Origin of the sequence: Sulfurimonas autotrophica DSM 16294 (assembly GCF_000147355.1) — a bacterium.
Lineage (GTDB): Bacteria > Campylobacterota > Campylobacteria > Campylobacterales > Sulfurimonadaceae > Sulfurimonas > Sulfurimonas autotrophica.
This window is the reverse complement of sequence record NC_014506.1, coordinates 678,121-696,142: the sequence shown is the minus strand read 5'-3', so window position 1 is coordinate 696,142 and position 18,022 is coordinate 678,121. Positions and strand designations below refer to the sequence as shown.

20 protein-coding genes are annotated in these 18,022 nt (G+C 35.6%); 2 read left to right on the top strand and 18 right to left on the bottom strand.

What is annotated here, in order from left to right; translation table 11 throughout:
• Positions 1-117 precede the first annotated feature (117 nt).
• The 9 genes from mnmA to aroQ are packed head-to-tail and all read right to left on the bottom strand — an operon-like array spanning position 118 to position 7,316.
• Positions 118-1,143 carry a tRNA 2-thiouridine(34) synthase MnmA gene (gene mnmA / locus SAUT_RS03650; protein WP_013326524.1) on the bottom strand — a complete coding sequence of 342 codons (1,026 nt, stop codon included), beginning with the start codon at positions 1,141-1,143 and terminating at the stop codon, positions 118-120.
• 20 nt (positions 1,144-1,163) lie between these two features.
• A complete protein-coding gene (gene fliY / locus SAUT_RS03645) occupies positions 1,164-2,048 on the bottom strand; it encodes a flagellar motor switch protein FliY (protein ID WP_013326523.1) in 885 nt (294 codons plus the stop codon).
• 3 nt (positions 2,049-2,051) lie between these two features.
• Positions 2,052-3,152, bottom strand: coding sequence for a flagellar motor switch protein FliM (fliM, locus tag SAUT_RS03640; protein ID WP_013326522.1), 1,101 nt, complete (start codon positions 3,150-3,152; stop codon positions 2,052-2,054).
• 1 nt (position 3,153) lies between these two features.
• Complete coding sequence (locus tag SAUT_RS03635) at positions 3,154-3,840, bottom strand: RNA polymerase sigma factor FliA (RefSeq protein ID WP_013326521.1); 687 nt, start codon at positions 3,838-3,840, stop codon at positions 3,154-3,156.
• A complete protein-coding gene (locus SAUT_RS03630) occupies positions 3,837-4,172 on the bottom strand; it encodes a hypothetical protein (RefSeq protein WP_013326520.1) in 336 nt (111 codons plus the stop codon). The genes SAUT_RS03635 and SAUT_RS03630 overlap by 4 nt, the downstream gene beginning before the upstream one ends.
• An 18-nt stretch (positions 4,173-4,190) precedes the next feature.
• On the bottom strand, positions 4,191-5,069 hold the full coding sequence (locus SAUT_RS03625; protein ID WP_013326519.1) for a P-loop NTPase: 879 nt from the start codon (positions 5,067-5,069) through the stop codon (positions 4,191-4,193).
• Entirely contained in the window at positions 5,066-6,346 is a 1,281-nt protein-coding gene (flhF, locus tag SAUT_RS03620) for a flagellar biosynthesis GTPase FlhF (protein ID WP_013326518.1), read from the bottom strand. Before flhF ends, SAUT_RS03625 begins: the two co-directional genes overlap by 4 nt.
• Positions 6,343-6,831, bottom strand: a complete 489-nt coding sequence (gene folK, locus SAUT_RS03615) for a 2-amino-4-hydroxy-6-hydroxymethyldihydropteridine diphosphokinase (RefSeq protein ID WP_013326517.1) — start codon at positions 6,829-6,831, stop codon at positions 6,343-6,345. The genes flhF and folK overlap by 4 nt, the downstream gene beginning before the upstream one ends.
• Before the next feature lie 8 nt (positions 6,832-6,839).
• Positions 6,840-7,316, bottom strand: coding sequence for a type II 3-dehydroquinate dehydratase (aroQ, locus tag SAUT_RS03610; protein WP_013326516.1), 477 nt, complete (start codon positions 7,314-7,316; stop codon positions 6,840-6,842).
• A 379-nt stretch (positions 7,317-7,695) separates the two neighbouring features.
• Here aroQ and mqnF point away from each other — a divergent pair, with 379 nt between their 5' ends.
• Positions 7,696-8,919: an aminofutalosine deaminase family hydrolase gene (gene mqnF, locus SAUT_RS03605; RefSeq protein ID WP_013326514.1), complete on the top strand. Its 1,224-nt coding sequence runs from the start codon at positions 7,696-7,698 to the stop codon at positions 8,917-8,919.
• Positions 8,920-9,789 carry a signal peptide peptidase SppA gene (sppA, locus tag SAUT_RS03600; RefSeq protein ID WP_013326513.1) on the top strand — a complete coding sequence of 290 codons (870 nt, stop codon included), beginning with the start codon at positions 8,920-8,922 and terminating at the stop codon, positions 9,787-9,789.
• Between the two features lie 12 nt (positions 9,790-9,801).
• Here sppA and SAUT_RS03595 read toward each other — a convergent pair whose 3' ends face one another.
• The 9 genes from SAUT_RS03595 to thrB all read right to left on the bottom strand — a co-directional run bounded on the left by SAUT_RS03595 (position 9,802) and on the right by thrB (position 18,016).
• Entirely contained in the window at positions 9,802-10,401 is a 600-nt protein-coding gene (locus SAUT_RS03595) for an FmdE family protein (protein ID WP_013326512.1), read from the bottom strand.
• Positions 10,398-11,651 (bottom strand): exodeoxyribonuclease VII large subunit, encoded by a 1,254-nt coding sequence (xseA, locus tag SAUT_RS03590; protein WP_013326511.1) that lies wholly within the window; start codon positions 11,649-11,651, stop codon positions 10,398-10,400. Before xseA ends, SAUT_RS03595 begins: the two co-directional genes overlap by 4 nt.
• Before the next feature lie 10 nt (positions 11,652-11,661).
• Positions 11,662-12,387: a bifunctional demethylmenaquinone methyltransferase/2-methoxy-6-polyprenyl-1,4-benzoquinol methylase UbiE gene (gene ubiE / locus SAUT_RS03585; RefSeq protein ID WP_013326510.1), complete on the bottom strand. Its 726-nt coding sequence runs from the start codon at positions 12,385-12,387 to the stop codon at positions 11,662-11,664.
• Entirely contained in the window at positions 12,380-13,399 is a 1,020-nt protein-coding gene (gene ribD, locus SAUT_RS03580) for a bifunctional diaminohydroxyphosphoribosylaminopyrimidine deaminase/5-amino-6-(5-phosphoribosylamino)uracil reductase RibD (RefSeq protein ID WP_013326509.1), read from the bottom strand. The genes ubiE and ribD overlap by 8 nt, the downstream gene beginning before the upstream one ends.
• Complete coding sequence (locus SAUT_RS03575) at positions 13,390-13,842, bottom strand: LSm family protein (protein WP_013326508.1); 453 nt, start codon at positions 13,840-13,842, stop codon at positions 13,390-13,392. Before SAUT_RS03575 ends, ribD begins: the two co-directional genes overlap by 10 nt.
• Positions 13,839-14,207, bottom strand: coding sequence for a 30S ribosome-binding factor RbfA (rbfA, locus tag SAUT_RS03570; protein ID WP_013326507.1), 369 nt, complete (start codon positions 14,205-14,207; stop codon positions 13,839-13,841). The genes SAUT_RS03575 and rbfA overlap by 4 nt, the downstream gene beginning before the upstream one ends.
• 9 nt (positions 14,208-14,216) lie before the next feature.
• Positions 14,217-16,856 (bottom strand): translation initiation factor IF-2, encoded by a 2,640-nt coding sequence (infB, locus tag SAUT_RS03565; RefSeq protein WP_013326506.1) that lies wholly within the window; start codon positions 16,854-16,856, stop codon positions 14,217-14,219.
• A complete protein-coding gene (locus SAUT_RS11605) occupies positions 16,840-17,073 on the bottom strand; it encodes a YlxR family protein (RefSeq protein WP_342610117.1) in 234 nt (77 codons plus the stop codon). The genes infB and SAUT_RS11605 overlap by 17 nt, the downstream gene beginning before the upstream one ends.
• 61 nt (positions 17,074-17,134) lie before the next feature.
• Positions 17,135-18,016, bottom strand: a complete 882-nt coding sequence (gene thrB, locus SAUT_RS03555; protein WP_013326505.1) for a homoserine kinase — start codon at positions 18,014-18,016, stop codon at positions 17,135-17,137.
• Positions 18,017-18,022: the final 6 nt, after the last annotated feature.

Below are 18,022 nucleotides of genomic sequence, written 5' to 3'. Positions count from 1 at the left end.
TGTTTGTGGATGGGAATTATAGGGGAGTGTTGCTTAGAATTCGCTTAATGTTTATAAGGATTTATGAGAAGTTTTTGAAGTTTTTTATTTGTTACTTTTTATAGAACTTTTGGATGGCTAAGATTCTATAATCCAGCCACCACCAATTAGCTTGTCATCATCATAAAATACTGCAGCTTGTCCAACTGCAACACCAAATACACTCTCTTCTAATTTTAGGTATGCAACATCATTTTCTATCTTTACATTACATTTTACTGCTTTAGTTCTATAGCGCAGTTTTACAGTTGTATCAAACTCTTTTCTATCATCAAACATATTTAAATTATTGAGCTTTACATCATAGCAGGCTAAATCTTCTTTTTTTCCAACAACTATTTGATTTTTTTCAGGGTTAATACTCAGTACAAAATGAGGGTCATGTGCGCCATGCACTGTAAAGCCTTTGCGCTTTCCAATTGTATAGTGCATATATCCTTTATGCTCGCCAACCACATTACCTTCTTGATCAAGTACTTCTCCGACCTGATCAACTTTTACATAATCTTTTAGTAAATCTGTATATGTGGTTTCCACAAAACATATTTCACTCGATTCTGCCTGTGATGAAAATGATTCTAATCCTTTTATAGATGCAGCCAACTCTTTTATATCTTTTTTATGACGTTCTCCTAAAGGAAATTTTAATCTTGGAAGAATTTCTCTATTAATATAGAAAAGAAAATAACTTTGATCTTTTGTGTCATCATCAGCAGCATATAAATACTCCCCATCTGTTTTAATATAATGTCCGGTTGCCAAATACTGAGCACCTATCTCATCAGCAAACTTTATCATCTCACCAAATTTAAGATTTCTATTACATAATGCACATGGATTTGGAGTTTTACCCTCAGCGTATGTATCTATAAACGGCTGAAATACTTTTTCATTGAATGTTTCTTGTAAATCAAGTACATGTAACTTAATACCGACAAAATCAGCGGCTTTTTGTGCACGTGCTTGATGAATTTCATGATATCCCGGTTTTGAGTGAAGTTTCATATATAAACCTTCTACTTCATAGCCTTGCTCTTTTAACAATAGAGAAGTAATTGTTGAATCAACACCCCCGCTCATTCCTACTAAGACTTTTTCTTTCATTATTTCCTCAAACTTTTCTTTTAGCCCTTAAGCTGTGTCAATCTTTCTTTTTTTGTACCTATAGTTGTCACTTGTATACCAAAGTTACCATCTACAATCACTACTTCACCTTGTGCTACAACATGATTATCTACTAAAATTTCTAGTGGGTCATTAGCTAATTGATTCAATTCAATAACTGAACCAATATCCATATTTAATACATCTTTTAGCAGCATTCTTTTTTTACCAATTCTTACTCTTACAGGAAGTTTTACATCCATTATAAGTGCAATATTTTTCATCTCTTCATTGCTTAAAGTAATATCTTCTTCGCAATTTGATGATATGTGTGACGAAGCTGCTGCAGTGCTCCTATTTTCTTCAATTTCAGCACTCTCTGATGAAGTGTCTGAAGGAAATAATACATTTTTTAATTTTTCATCTATAATGAACATCAATAATGAATGTACTGATTCTAAGTTAAACTTATAAACATACATTCTGCTGAAAGCTTCCAAGCTTACTTCATCATCATCACCGACGAGCTCTATATTCTCAATACTAAAAGATAAAACAGGTAGTTCTTTCTGCGCAGAAAGTGTATTGCTAATAGCTCCAAAAATATTTGAAACTATCTCTTTTGCTGCATCAAGATCATCTTCACTTACATCTTCTCTATCACTAGCTTCTTCACCCATCATCATATCTGAAAGAGAAGCTGCCAAATTTGGCGGTAATGCTATCATTGCATCTGCGTCAACATCGCCGCTTACTTTAATTTTTACCAAAACAATTGGAGGCACGATATTGGAGATAATACTTAATTCTTGTTCTTCTTTTAATTCCAAACTCGGAGCAGTTCCAATAAGTGCTTCAATAGTACCAACTGTTTCATCTTCAAATAGTTTCATAAAGTCACTCATTTTTTACTCCTCACTCTCATTTTCAAATTCTTCTTTATCTTCATGTATTATATCTTTTACACCGGAAATTTTTTCATGTCTTTGTTTTTCTAAATTTTCTAAGGCACGTTTTACTGTGTCTTTTTCTGTTTCAATAATTTCTGTAATACTAATAGATTTTCTAAATCTTCGTAATCCTATTTCACCGCGAAATCTCTCTTTTCCATCTACTGCGACCGTGACAATATCATTTGCAGCACTTGAAAGTCGGATCACATCGCCGACTTTCAGTTCAAGTATATCATGCATACTTAAATCTGCATCACCCAAATTGGCCTCAACGTTTACTTTTGCACCACCGAGTAAAACTTTTAACTCTGTATTTCTACTTTTTTTAGAACTTGTTTCGTTCAACATTAAATCACGACTCGCAAGTTTTGGTAAAACCGGTTCCAAAGAAATAACAGGGTAGCATATATTCATCATTCCCGAACTATGCCCTATTATAATCTCCATAACCACCATAACAACAATTTCATTTTGTGCAACAATTTGAACAACATTAGGAGAAGATTCTTTGGACTCTATTGTCGGGTAAATTTCCATGACCGGGCCCCAAGCTTCTTTCAATGTACTCATCATAACACGAAGAATCGTTTCAAACAGGCTTAATTCTATATCTGAAAACTCACGACTTGCATCAAAAGGTTCACCTTTACCGCCCAGTAATCTGTCAAGCATCGGAAAAGCAATTGAAGGGTTAATTTCTATAATACCGCTTCCCTCAAGTGGTTTCACTGAAAACACATTAAAACTTGTAGGATTCGGCAGACTCATTAAAAATTCACCATAGGTCATTTGGTCTACTGAATGCAGCTGTATCTCAACAATTGAACGCATAATAGAAGATATTTGAGATGCCAAACTTCTTGCCATTTTATCATGGACACCGCGAAATGCACGAAGCTGTTCTTTTGAAACCCTGTTGGGACGTTTAAAATCATAAAGAGTTACCTGTCTTTGAGGCAGTAAATTCTCTTCATCACTCTCTAGGACATTATCACCCTCATCTTCAACAACGTCCAAAAGAGCATCAATTTCTTCTTGTGATAGTATATCTGCCATATTATGCTCCTATACTCTCTTTGATTTTTTGAATCACTGATTTATGAATTTGTGAAATACGTGATTCTGTAATATCTAAAATACTACTTATCTCTTTTAAAGTCAATTCTTCGAAGTAGTATAACTGAATTATCATCTGTTCTCTCTCTTTATATGAAGAAAGAACTTTTTTTATCACGGTGATTAATTCCTCTTTTTCAATTTGAACAAGAGCTGCACCTTCATCACCGACCTGTAACTGATCGTGAAGAGGCATCACAGTATAAATACTCGAAGCAATACGTGCTTCATGGATTTTTTCTACGCTCTCATCCAGCACTTGAGCAAGTTCTTCATCACTTGGTTCTTCATCATGTGTCAACATATACTCTTGGACTGCGTAATCTATAGCTTTTACAAGTTTACGGCTTGCACGGCTTAAAATATCCAAGCTTCTTAAATAATCAAGCATTGCACCATAGACTCTTTTTTTTGCATAGCCCCAAAAAGAGTCATTGAGTTTTTCGTCATATCTTCTTGCTAGTTTTATAAGTTCTTCTGTACCAATTGCACAAAGATCACTAAAGTCTACTGAACTCGGAAGTCGCTCTTTAAGCCGGAAAGCCATTGCTTTTACCGCCGGAAGATACTGAATTGCCAATTCATCTTCTTTGTGTTTTAAATCTTGAACGTACGCATTTCTTGTCATAATTTTTGTCCGGCTATATCTTCAGAATTCATTTTAATAGCAATATCAGTAATTTTACATGCAGAGTCTATTAACTTTTCTCTTTTATTTATCTCTTTAACAAAAATGTCCAACTCTTTTTCATGTATATCTTTTGGAAAGTTATAGGCTTTTCCCGTTATAGTTCTGTAATACAGCGCGATAATTACATGTGAAAAAAGGTAAAAGAAAATAGTAATAAAAAATGTATATACCAATAACCCTTCAGCATCAAAAGATTTTAATATACCAAAGATTATTCCTATAAAAAACCCTTGAACAGTAAAAAAATAAACAAAATTTTCACCAAGCATATATACCCCAAATAAGACTTAAAAATGGTCCATTAATCTTTTAAACAAACCAGATAATCCACTTTCATTGGATGTAACCAGCACATTTCGTTCCAGCTTCTGCGCAATTTTATTTACGATGGCATCTATATCTTTACTCGGCTGGGATGCAGGATAAAGCGTTGTAAAAAGTGCCCGTTGTTTTACAGATGATGAAACTTTAATATCAGCATTTATTTTCCCTATCAATTGCAGGTCTAGTTGCGAACCAATATTTGCATTGGCAACTTTTTTAATTTTTTCAAAAACACCAAGAGCCTCTTTTTCACTTTTGACCTGATTCATTATCATAGAGACATCATCTCTCAATGTTGCTATTGTTTTAATCGTTGCATAAGCATCTGTAATAGCTGCAGGATCCGGAACAGTTACTACTATAACATCATCCGCAGCATTTAAAAACATTTGTATATGTTCCCCTATTCCTGCACCGGTATCTATTATCATCACATCCAGTTTATCCAGTACCTGTGCTTCTTGCATAAACCTTTCAAAAAGTGCCATATCAGAATATTTTAATATTTCATCACCACTCTCACCCGGAATAAGAATGAGATTACGCGTAATAGGAATCAAAATATCAGAAACCGTTGCTTCGCCTTTGAGTACATGTAAGATGTTTTTTTTAATTTTCACATTAAACATAACATCTAAATTTGCCAATCCGATATCTGCATCAAATATACCGACATTCAAACCCTGCTTAGATAAAGTATATGCAAGATTTGAGCTTATAGTGCTTTTCCCGACACCACCTTTTCCACTGGTAATTGCGATAAAGCGTGTTTTTTTTGATTTTTTCTTTTGAGAGCTTGCTGCAACGAGTTTTTCAAGCTTTTGGGCTTGATTACCAATCATACCTTACTCCTGTTAAATCCGTTAAGCAGGCACTCTATTAAAAAATCACTGCTTGCACATACTAAATCTTCCGGCACTTCCTGACCTACGGAAAAGTAGCTTATCGGCTTTTTTGTCTCATAAGCCAAAGAAAAAATATTTCCAAATCCCATCGTCTCATCTAATTTTGTAAACATCAAAGTATCTACACCAAGTGTTGAAAAATTATCATATGTCACTTTTAAATCTTCATATTTTATAGAACTAGGCATAACAAGTACCACGTCAACATTATATTCTGTATTATTTGCATTTAAACATTCATAAATTTTTTCAATTTTCACTCTGTCGTAAGGACTAGAGCCCATTGTATCAATAAGTATGTAATCGCAGTATTTAAGTGATTCTAAAGCATTTGAAAATTCAGGAGGGTCCACAACCGTTTCAATTCCCAGCTTCATCATTCTTGCATACTGCATTAACTGTTCAACTGCTCCAATACGATATGTATCAAGTACTACCAGTCCAACTTTATACTTTTTCTCCATTAAAAATGAATATCTTGCTGCAAGCTTTGCTATTGATGTTGTTTTTCCTACTCCCGTCGGCCCGACAAGCATAATAACTTTTTTCGTTCCTACACTGGGAATAGCTTCTCTTCGAATAGGAACCATTTTTCGTAGTATTGTTTGAAAATATCTTTTCACAGTTGATGAATTTTCTCGCATTTTTAATGGCATATGTTCCAGAGTAACCTGCATTAAACTATCTAAATGATCTCTATTCATCCCGCTTTGTGATGCAAGACGATAAATTTCAGAAAATTCCGGCGGAATCTGGCTTGATAAATCCGGTGACCTTTCATCCCAAAACATATTTTGAATAATTTTCACTTTATCGGTCAGTTTATTTATCTCAGATTTTATTTCTTTGAGTTCTTTTGGTTCTACAGACGGTGCAATATTTTGCTTGGATAAAGGTTGGTATAAATCTTCTAATGGGTCTGTGACATCTGATATTTTTGATATTTGCTTTGCCGCATTGGAAATATCAAATAGTATTTCTTGACTTTCTTCTTTTATAGGCTGCTGTTTGGAGAGTGGTTTTTTTGCCTTTTTGTATGTAGAAGGAATCATCTCCTCATCTATGCCGATAACTATTTCATAAAGTGCTTCTCTGCCTAAAGCTTTTTTTTGAACTTCTTTGGTCTCAATGAGCATACCTTCATCACCAATTTCCATTTTTGCTTTTTTGAGTGCTTCTGACGGGCTACGTCCCGTAAATGTTAAGATTTTCATATGCCAACACCGGCTAAAGGAATAACCACACTTTCTCTTTGTGCATAAAAAGGGTGCGGTACGATTAAATCTTTCGTATTTATTTTGCGATTATCAAAAAATATAATATCCAAATCTAATGTCCTTGGTGCATTGGCAAAACTTCTACGTCTACCGAATTTTTTCTCTAATCTTAGTAAATAGCATAAAAAAACTTTTGGTTGCATTGAAGTTTTTAGAACCAATATTGAGTTGAAAAAATCATCTTGGTTTTTATAACCAAAAGGAGGATTTTTTAAAATCAATGATGTTTTTACTAATGATACTCTTTTGTCTTTTTGTAATACAACAAAAAGGCGTTCAAACCGGCGACGGACATCTCCGACATTTCCGCCGATTCCGACTACTGTTTCATATCTATGCTTACTTTTAGCGAGAGCATGAAAAGGAAACCGCAAGCTGTAAAAAGAGTCTAATCTTTCATTTATCTTGCGTTTTCTATACATGTAACCGCTTATGCTTGCTGCTGCTGTGCCTGAGCTTCTTGAGCTGCTTTAATTTCATTCATAATTTGAAGCATACCCATCATCGCTAAATGATAGCCAAATGGTCCAAAACCTACAACAGATGATGTACAGACAGGTGCAATCATATTTTTTTGTCTGAATTCTTCACGTCTATGAATATTACTGATATGCACTTCTATTGCAGGCAGGCTAACAGCAGAGATAGCATCACGAATTGCAATTGATGTGTGCGTATATGCAGCAGCATTAATAATAAGTCCTTGTGCCTCGCCGTAACACTCTTGAATTTTATCTACAATTTCACCCTCGAGATTACTTTGAAAAAACTCTATTTCAACACCATTTTGTGTTGCTACATCTTTCATCTGTGCATGAATTTGCTCTAATTTCATTGGACCGTAAATATTTTGTTCACGAATACCAAGCATATTTAAATTTGGACCTTGAATGACTACTATTTTCATTTTTACCCTTTGATTATCATAATTTTATCTTCTCAAGGGCTATTTTATCCAAACTAATATTAAAAAAAAGTTGCATTACATGTAAACTTAGTATTTTTGTTCAACTAGATTATCACAATTTTTTATCATATCATACAAGTCTAGTTCTCTGCCTGATATAGTACATACACTATTACCTGTTTCATCAATAAATACAAATGTTTCAGATTCATGATAATCTTTACACATATGCACTGAGAATATGACATACTCGGCATTACATAGATTACAAAATCTATCTACAATTGAGTTAAATTTTTCTCCGGCTTTATCTATTTTTCCTTAGATATTAAAATTAAAAAGTGTATAATTTCATTAAATATATTTAAAAAGAAAACAGATGACAATACTCGTTCCAAATTACATACTTACACCCAATCAATTATTAAAAGACAATGCGGTTGCATTTGATAAAACTATCAAAGCAGTAGGACCTTTAGCACAGCTGCAGCAAAAATTTCCCGCAGCAGAAGTTATACAACTTCAAAAAAATTCACTGCTTATGCCGGGGCTTATCAACGCACATGTGCATATAGAGTTCTCTGCAAATAAAAATCAACTCAGTTACGGTGATTTTTTAAACTGGCTTTACAGTGTAATAGAAAACAGAGAAGAACTCATCAGTAGCTGTGACCTTACATGCATGGGTAAAGCAATAGATTCTATGTTGGAGAACGGCATTACAACTTTTGGTGCTATCAGCTCGCATGCTATGGACCTTGAAGCTTGTGAAAAGGCAAAGCAAAATATTGTGTTTTTTAATGAACTTATCGGCTCACAAGCCGGTATGGCGGATGCACTTTTTAGTGATTTTCTTGCACGGCTTGATGCTTCCAAGGCTGTTACAAGAGAAGGCTTTCATCCTGCTGTGGCAATTCACTCACCCTATTCCGTTCATCCGATTCTTATACAAAAAGCTTTGGATATCGTTAAAAATGAAAAATTAAAACTTACGGCACACTTTATGGAAAGCGAAGCAGAGCGCAACTGGCTTGATTCGAGCAGCGGTGATTTTAAAGATTTTTTTCAAACCCTGTTAAAACAAGATAAAAGTGTCAGTAATGCCAAAGAGTTTTTAAGCTATTTTGACGGGTATGAAACACTTTTAACCCATGCAGTCAAAACTAATGAAGAAGAGCTTGATCAGATTGCACAGCAAAAGCACACTATTATTCACTGTCCGATTTCAAACAGACTTTTGAGCAACCCTACGCTTGATATCAAAAAATTAAATGAAAAAAAGATTCGATGGATTGTTGCTACTGACGGGCTCAGTTCAAATTATAAGCTCGATTTGTTTGAAGAGATGAAAATTTCTCTTTTTATGCACAGTGATGCCCCGCTCTTAGCATTTGCGCAAGAGCTTATAAAAGGCGTAACCATCCATGCAGCTGAGGCACTCGAACTCAATACAGGAGAGATAAAAGAGGGAAAAAATGCCGATATGCTTGTTCTTGACTTAGATGCCGAACCAAACGAGGAGTTAGCCATTCATTTAATACTTCACCGCTATAATATCTCAAAAGTTTTCATTAATGGAAAACTTGAAAAAGGAAATGAATAAATGGAATTTTTAAAGAAAATCTTTTCACCCATAACTGCAACGATGAACTATATACAAAATCACTTCAAAGCAATGGTATTTGTACTGATTTTGATCTTAATATTTGCTCCGGCAAGTAAAAAAGAGTTTACAAACTATAATCTACAAAAAATTAATCTCAGCGGTCCTATTGTGGATGCAACAGAAATAGTAGAAAAAATAAATAAAGCAGCGAACAATAATGCCATAAAAGGTGTACTTTTAAGCGTTAATTCGCCGGGTGGGGCCGTCTCTCCTTCTATTGAAATTGCCTATGCGATAAAAAGGCTCAAAATAAAAAAACCTGTTGTTGCTTATGCAAAAGGCACTATGGCGAGTGGAAGTTATTATGCAAGTATCTGGGCTGATAAAATCATTGCAAATCCCGGAAGTATGATAGGCAGTATCGGGGTTATTATGCAGGGTGCCGATTTAAGCGGTCTGATGAACAAAATCGGTATAAAATCTCAGGTGGTAAAAGCCGGTCTCTATAAACAAATCGGCACACCGGACAGACCGTGGAAAAAGTATGAAGTGGCAGAATTAAATAAAGTCATTAAGGGCACATATGATATGTTTACCAAAGACGTCGCAGATGCAAGAAAACTCGACTTTAAAAAAAGAGACACTTATGCAAATGCACACATATTTACAGCAGCGCAGGCAAAGAAAGTCGGTCTAGTTGATCAGCTCGGTGTTGAATATAATGCTAAAAATGAGTTGGAAAAGTTAAGCGGTGTTGCACATCCTGTGTGGAATCAAGAAGACAAACTGGACAAAATAATGAAAAAACTCACTGCATCTACTGCTGTGATTCTCAACACATATTTTCCCGATTTAGTTCTAAAATAAGTTAGTGAGCTTTTACAGCTCAGTAACCTCTACTACGTCTTCTAAATTTTCAAAAATTCTTTTTACTCTCTCTTGCCATAACTGACCGAATTCTTGAACTTCTTGGGGTGTAGCAGCACCAGTTGTCAGTTTTTGCATTAACGGCATCATTTTCGGTGAAGCAGGTACAGCTGAATGATTATAGTTTACGTCAACACTTTTACCTGTGTCTACTCTTGTAAATCTAGCAGAGGAATTAATATTTGCATCAAAAAACATCAGTGAATGTCTGGCAAACTGACCGTTAAGTCCTTTAAATCCACTCTTATATGTTGCTCCCGTAATGTGCGAAACAACATTACCAACAACACCGGCAACACCTTCTTCTACAGATTCTTCAAATTCAACTTTAATATTTCCCCGTACTGCTCGCTCATTGGGATATAAAATTTTTATAGCTTCACTCGCCATAATATAAGCACCGGCAACTGTCGGACAAGAGTGCCCTGCAGCTTTTACAACTTCTAGGTATGTTATCTCATATTCACCGTTTTTAAAAGCTCCTAAAACCTGAGCCAGAGGGTCTTTTACTTTTACACTCGGCACTTCATCAAAAAATTGCGGATAATTCATCTGATTTTTTCCTTTTTTAAAACTTTTGCACTTACAATGTATTCATCACTCTGTGCCTCAAAGACATCATCGACATTCAGTGAAGACAAATCCACTACATGCGAATCCTTTACAATCTGTGCAAAACCTTTTTTGTTTTTATATTTTGGATTATTGGATTCTAACATTTTTTGCAAATTTAAAAGTTGATTTTGCGCAATATTTATAATACTCTCAATTGTTTGCGGAAAACGTTGCTGTAAGGAATCCACATCTTTTTTGTAATTTTGTAATCGAAAAGCAATAGTCTGAGCAAAATCTTCTTTTAGTTTTTTAATCTCATTTAAATTAAATTGTAATTTTTTCTCTACAGAGTGCTGTATGTAAGAGTTCTTTACATGTAACAGCTCTTGGCTCAAATTATATATTTTATGATGCAGTTTTTGGCTCAACTGTGTTGATAAAGAGTCTAAGTACTGATAAAGTTCATTGGTATCTGGCAGTATCATCTCCATAGCAGCACTCGGAGTAGGTGCTCGTAAATCCGCAACAAAATCACTGATTACCCAGTCTATTTCATGTCCCACGGCTGAAACTACAGGAGTTTTGGCATGAAATATTGCATCGGCAACAATCTCTTCATTAAATGCCCATAAATCTTCTATACTTCCGCCGCCACGACCTATGACTATAATATCATATTCCCTTGAATCGGCAATTTTTAAAGCATTCGCTATGGAGAATGCAGCCCCTTCCCCTTGCACAAGAACATCATACACATCGATTTCTAAAAGTCTGTATCTGGAATTTGCTACTCGCAGCATATCTTGAAGTGCTGCTCCTGTTCCTGAAGTGATGAGTGCAGTACGTGAAGGAAACTTAGGGAGTTCTTTTTTTCTCTCAGGGTTAAAATAGTCTTGTGCAGAAAGCTTTTGTTTAAGCTGTTCATATGCTAAAGCCAAAGCACCCTGTCCTGCCGGTTCAATGGAAAAACAATTTATCTGATAGCTTCCACGGGGCTTATAAAGCGTAATAGTACCGTCAATGATGACTTTCATTCCTTCTTCAAGACGAAATCTCAGTTTTGAAGCATTACCGCGAAACATTACAGCACTAATGGCAGAGGAACTGTCTTTTAAAGTAAAATAGATATGACCGGAGTTATGAAAAGTAATGCGGGAGAGTTCACCCTCTACAAAAACACGTTCAAAAGTACTTTCAAGAACAGTTTTTATCTGTTCATTGAGCGCGGATACACTAAGGGTGTTCATATGAGGCGTCTTACTTTTTTCGCGCTATCATTAATGTAGAAATATCCATAGAAAAGCTCTGCGTATGAAGCATTTCAAAGCCGGCTTTTTCCAGCTCTTTTTGCATGCCTTGAATAGTCACGAAATTTTCTATGGAATCAGGCAGGTATGTATATGCTGCCAGGTTTTTAGAAATTGCTCCTCCAACATATGGAAGAATTTTATGCATATATATATCACGTATTTTTTTCAAAATATTTTTATTTTCATCTTTCATAAATTCTAAAATCACGACCAGTCCGTCTTTTTTAAGAACACGGTTAAACTCATAAAAAGCCTCTTGACGCTCCATGACATTACGAATTCCATAGGTAATGCTGAGTATGTCTGCATTTGCATCTTCAAGCGGAATCTCGGTCGCTTTTGAAATATGATAATTAAAATTAGGAAATTTTTTACGGGCGACATCTACCATACCGTTTGAGGGGTCAACACCGACAAGGGAGTTTACATGTAAATCTGCTTTTTGTGCCTGCTTTTTCCAATAACCCATCATATCACCGGTACCGCATGCAACATCAACGATTTTTTCTATATTCTCTTTCCCATAGTAGTCAAAAGCCAAATCACAAGCTTTTTTTCTCCATGAAATATCTACACCCATACTCATTACACGGTTTGCAGTGTCATATGTAGGGGCGATATCATCAAACATTGATACAATATTTTCTTGTTTTTGTGCCTTTGCATTACTCATAATCTTCTATCCTTTTCATCCACATTATTATATCTTCCTCTTCTTTGTCCGCATTTAAAATTTGAAATTTATCTTCAATGTTTTTAAATCCATCATGCCCGCCAAAAGCAGGGGCAAGGTAACATAGATAATAATCTACAATATCACGACTGAGTTCATACATTTTTGCACTACCCTCAATCATAATATTTTTATAGTCATTCATTCTTGAAAAATCACTCTCTATATATACTTTTCTGTTTTTTACATGAAAAAGAGGAATGGCAGTGTCAAACTCTTTTTCGCGTGAAAGTATTAAAATATCAGGGGCTTTGCCATTTACCAGCCGTGCATCAAGTGTCGGTCTGTCATTGCGGACTGTATTGCCTCCGATAACAAGCAGGTCACATACATCACGCATGGCATGTACATTTTTTCTTGACTCTGCAGAACTTATAATGCCTGCATCTGTTGTGCCGTTGAGCCTTTGCGCCCATTTAAAAAAAACAAACTTATCGCTCATAAACTTTTTAAATGGAAAAAGCAGATCTTCGCACTTTTGTTGCTCTACATGTAAACTTATATTTGCACCGCTTTTTTCTAAAACAGTATTGCCATTTGCAGCGTCGGTGTTAAAATCTTCTACACCGACAAAAACATTCTTGATACCCAGCTCTGCTATTAAATTGGCGCATGACGGTGTTTTCCCTACATGCGAGCAAGGTTCCAAGGTCGAATAAAGAGAACATTTTTTAAAAATATTGTTATGATTTTGCAGTAAATATATATGTATCTGTGAAGAAGATATAAGTTGCAAAATTTTTTCATCTTGTGTAAGCTTATAATATGCAGCCTTAATAGCATTTACTTCAGCATGAGGCTCTCCGGCTTTATGGTGCGCTTCAACGGCTAAGAGTTCACCGTGTTCGCCTACAATGCTGCAGCCGACTGCAGGATTTGCGTATGTCAGACCTTGATACTTCCAAGCCTCGCTAATTGCGAGGTTCATATAAAAGTTATGATCTATTTCCATTCAAAGTAGGTTTTTGCTTTTTTCACAGCATTAAAATCAACTTCGTGTATTTGTCCCTCTTTTTCTACAAAAAGTTTATTCCCCTCAACTTTAACGAGTTTACCTTTGAGTTTTTCTTTTTCATCTAAAAGTAAAGAGACATTTTCACCCACTGATTTTTTAAAATGATCCAATGTAGTAAGTTTTCGTTCTATACCTGGGCTTCCTACTTCTAGTCTGTATTCACCTGAAATAGGCGGTGTAACATCAAGTAAAGGAGAAATTAAATGTGTCAGTTCAACACACTCATCAAGACTCACACCTTTTTGTTTACCCTCTTCAACATCATTTGATATGACACTCACACGAAAAATAGTTTCATCATTTTCATTTACAATAACTGTATCGTAAAGTACTAAACCAACTGATTTAACGACTGACTCTATATCACTTTGTAAACTCATGATTCATCTCCCGTCTTTTCTTTTGCTATCTTTTTAAATAAATCTTCGATATTTTGCGATTTTTTCAACTGCTCGTCAAATTCAAATGCCAGTTTCGGACATCTGTACCAGCCTTGGTCTTTTAAGCAAAAATCTTCAACCAAAGGACGTGCTTTTCTTAACTGTTTAAGATATGCTCTTTTTTCTTCTTCAGTGAAATTACTCGGGTCAATATAAACTTTTGCATCACTTCTTCCGCGAGAGCACTTTACCTCAATCACGCCAAGTTCATGCAAACGGTTGTCATTGAGCTGACTCAGTGCTTCAGGAATTAGTTCAGCCAAAAGAGCCTCTGTTCTTTTTAGCTTTATTTGTGCTTCATTCATCTGTTTTCTTTATAGTGAAACTTTTTGCTCAACTTTTTTGAATGTTTCAATTACATCACCGACTTTTACATCATTATAGTTAGATATAATCACACCACATTCATAGCCGTTTCCGATTTCTTCAACATCTTCTTTAAAGCGTTTAAGTGATACAAGTTCACCTTCATATGCAACAACACCTTCACGAATAACACGAACAAGTCCACCGCGGATAAGTCTCCCATCAACTACAAGACATCCTGCAACCATGCCTTTTGGTGATTTAAAGACATCTTTTACTTCTGCCTGACCTGTATTTTCTTCAGTAAATTTCGGTGCCATCATACCTGTTAACATTCCGGTCATGTCATCGAGTAATTGATAGATTATAGAGTATGTTCTAATATCTACATTTCTTTGTTTTGCAAGTGCTTTTACCGAACCTGTAGGACGAACATTAAATCCGAGAAGAACACAGTTTTCAGAGTTGCTCACCAGTTCTACATCGCTCTCTGTAATTCCACCGACACCGCTTGAAATAACATCAATTTTGACTTCGTCATTTCTGAGTTCTGTTAATGAACTTCTAATTGCTTCAAGTGAACCGTGAACATCAGTTTTAAGAACTACTTTAAGAGACTTAAGTTTGCCCTCTGCAATCATAGAAGTCATATCTTCTAACGTTGACTTCGTTGATTTTGAAAGCTCTTTATTTCGCTCATATTCATAACGTTTATGTGCGTACTCTTTTGCTTCTTTATCGCTGTTCATTGCCATCATAATTTCACCTGCAGCAGGCACTTCATTAAGTCCTACGACAACAGATGTATGTGATGGTCCAACTGATTTAATTTGTTTGCCATTTTCATTGACAAGTGCTTTTACACGACCGTATGAACTACCACACACAACATTGTCTCCGACTTTCAGTGTACCGTTTTGAACTATTACAGTTGCAACAGGACCGCGGCCTTTTTCTAAAGATGATTCAACAACTGCAGCTTTTGCCGGTGCCTCAGGATTTGCTTTGAGTTCAAGTACTTCTGCGGTTAAAAGAATATTTTCCAGTAATTCGTCAATGCCCATGCCTGTTTTTGATGAAACAGGTACAAACTCCACATCTCCGCCCCAATCAACAGGAGAGATGCCATGTTCTGCCATTTGACCTTTGACAAGGTCAGGGTTTGCAGTCTCTTTATCCATTTTAGTCAAGGCAACAATAACCGGCGCGCCTGACTCTTTTGCAATATTTATAACTTCTAGTGTTTGTGGTTTCACACCGTCATCTGCAGCAACAACTATAACAACAACATCTGTAATATCTGTACCGCGTTGACGCATAGAACTAAATGCAGCATGACCAGGAGTATCTATAAATGTAATAGCTTTATTATTTTGTTCAACTGTATATGCACCGATATGCTGTGTTATTCCACCGGCTTCGCCTTCTGTTACTTTTGCTTTTCTAATAGCATCAAGTAATGACGTTTTACCATGATCGACATGTCCCATTATAGTAATAATCGGTGGTCTTTCAACTGCATTAATATCTTCAACTTCAGTTTCTTCAACATAGTTAAATTCATCTTTAGGATCTACGATAGTAACTTCTACACCAAACTCTTCAGATAATATTTCAATCTCATCGGCACCCAAAAAGTCATTTTTCGTCATCATCATACCAAGGTCAAAAAGAACTTTGATAATATCTGACATCGGGCGTTTCAATTTTTCTGCAAACTCATAAACACGAATATCTTCAGGAATTTCTACATGTGTTACAACTTCCTCTTCATGTGTTACTTTAGCATATTTTTTTCTTTTATCGCGAGAAACTTTTCTACCGCGTGGTGCTTGCTTTTTATTTGCATTTCTACCTGCCGGCTTTGGTGCTCTTGGTTTTCTTGGTTCTTCTGGAGCTATTGGAGCACGTTCAGTTGAGTTCAAATCTAAAAGAGTTACCTGGTCATCCATATCCATAGACACGTCAGACAGAGAACCACCGAATATATCAAGCTTTGTTCCCTGATCTTTCTTTGATGTCGGTGACTGTTTTGTTGTTGATTTCTTTTTTCTTGATAATTCTGCAAGTGCTTCTGCACTCATCTTTCCATATGATGAAACAGACGCTTGTTTTTGAGGAATAGAATAGTTCTCCTCAACTTTTGGCTTTTTCTTTTTAACAATCTTTAATCCCGATTTTTTAATAACGGGTCTTACAGTAGGCTGTACAACTTTTAGTGTACTTTTAGCAGTTTCTTTTTTAGGTGCTTTGGGGGCAGAAGCATTTTCTTCTTTTTTTGCCTCAACTTTAGGAGCTTTTGCTTCTTGTTTTTCTTCTGCTGCAGGTTTTACTTCAGGTTGCGCTTCCTCTTTTTTTGCAGGAGCTTCTTCTGATGCTTTAGCTGTCTCTTTTACATCTGTTTTTGTTTCTTCAGGAGTATCTTCGTTCACTTTTTTAGATGTCTTTTTTACAACTTTAGGTTTTTGCACTTGGGCACTCTCATCACCATTCATTATGTAATTTGCTATGCTTTCTGCTTGTTCCATCGTCACTACACTTTGTGCAGATTTTACTTCAAGACCCATTTTTTTTGCTTTATCTAAAACATCTTTAGAAGCTATTCCTAGCTCTTTTGCAATTTCGTGTACTCTAACTTTTTCTATCATCAGTGATGATCTCCTTTAGTTTATTCATAAGTTTATCTTTATCTGAGCTTCTACATTGACGCATTAAAGCTCTAAAAAGTTTTTTATCTTCTTGTAGACAACTTTGACATAAATAAAAACTTCTTCCAATCCCGTCAAATGATGTCAATTCACCATTAAGACACTGTAGTCTTAATAAATTATATTGCGGCTCTCTTGTTCTGCAAGAAACACACATTCTAGTTGGTTGATGAAATTTTTTTGCCATTATATCTAAATCTTACTTTATTTAATAGGGCTTATCGCTCTATTATTAAGCCATCGTTGTCAAAATCCAAAACTTTCACACCAAAGTCAGGAAATTTCTGCTTCATTCTATTTGCAATCATCGCAGAATCATCATCATAGACAAGTGAAAAAAATGTAGAACCGCTTCCTGAGAGTGTACTCATTAAAGCACCGCTTTCGTACGCAACTTTTTGCACACTAAAGAGTTCCGGCAATGTTTTCATTCTAGCTTTTTGATGAAATCTGTCTTGTGCGGCAAGTTTTAGCATCTCCCAGTCTTCATTAAAGAATGCTGCTACGGTTAGTGCAGTATGAGAAAGGTTATAGACTGCATTTTCTTTCGAATATGATTTTGGCAGGACTGTCCTTGATTTTGAGGTATTCATCTGTTTGTTTGGAATAACCACTACAGCTTTCAAATAATCAGGAAGGTGTTTTTTTTGAGAAAACACCTTGTTCTTTTCAATAGTAGCCGCATTGAATCCGCCCATAACAGCAGGTGTAATGTTATCAGGATGGGATTCATAGACGAGTGCATGATTGAGAATTCTACGCTTTGAAACACGAATGCCTGCTGCTTCATGTGCAGAAGCAATTGCTGAAACTATAACAGCAGAAGAACTTCCAAGACCGCGGGACATTGGAATTTGATTATAAAATGTAAACTTGAAATTTTGTTTATTTTTTGTCAGTCTTGAATAATGCTCATTAAAAATACTAATAAAAAGGTTGTTCCCTTTTAATCTTGGATTATTTTCACCTTCACCTTTGATGCTTACACTAAAAAATTTTGACGGGTGAAACTCAACTCTGTTTCTTAAATCTACTGCCAAACCCAAAGTATCAAAACCTGGTCCTAGGTTTGCAGACGTTGCCGGTACGCTTATTGTCACTGATTA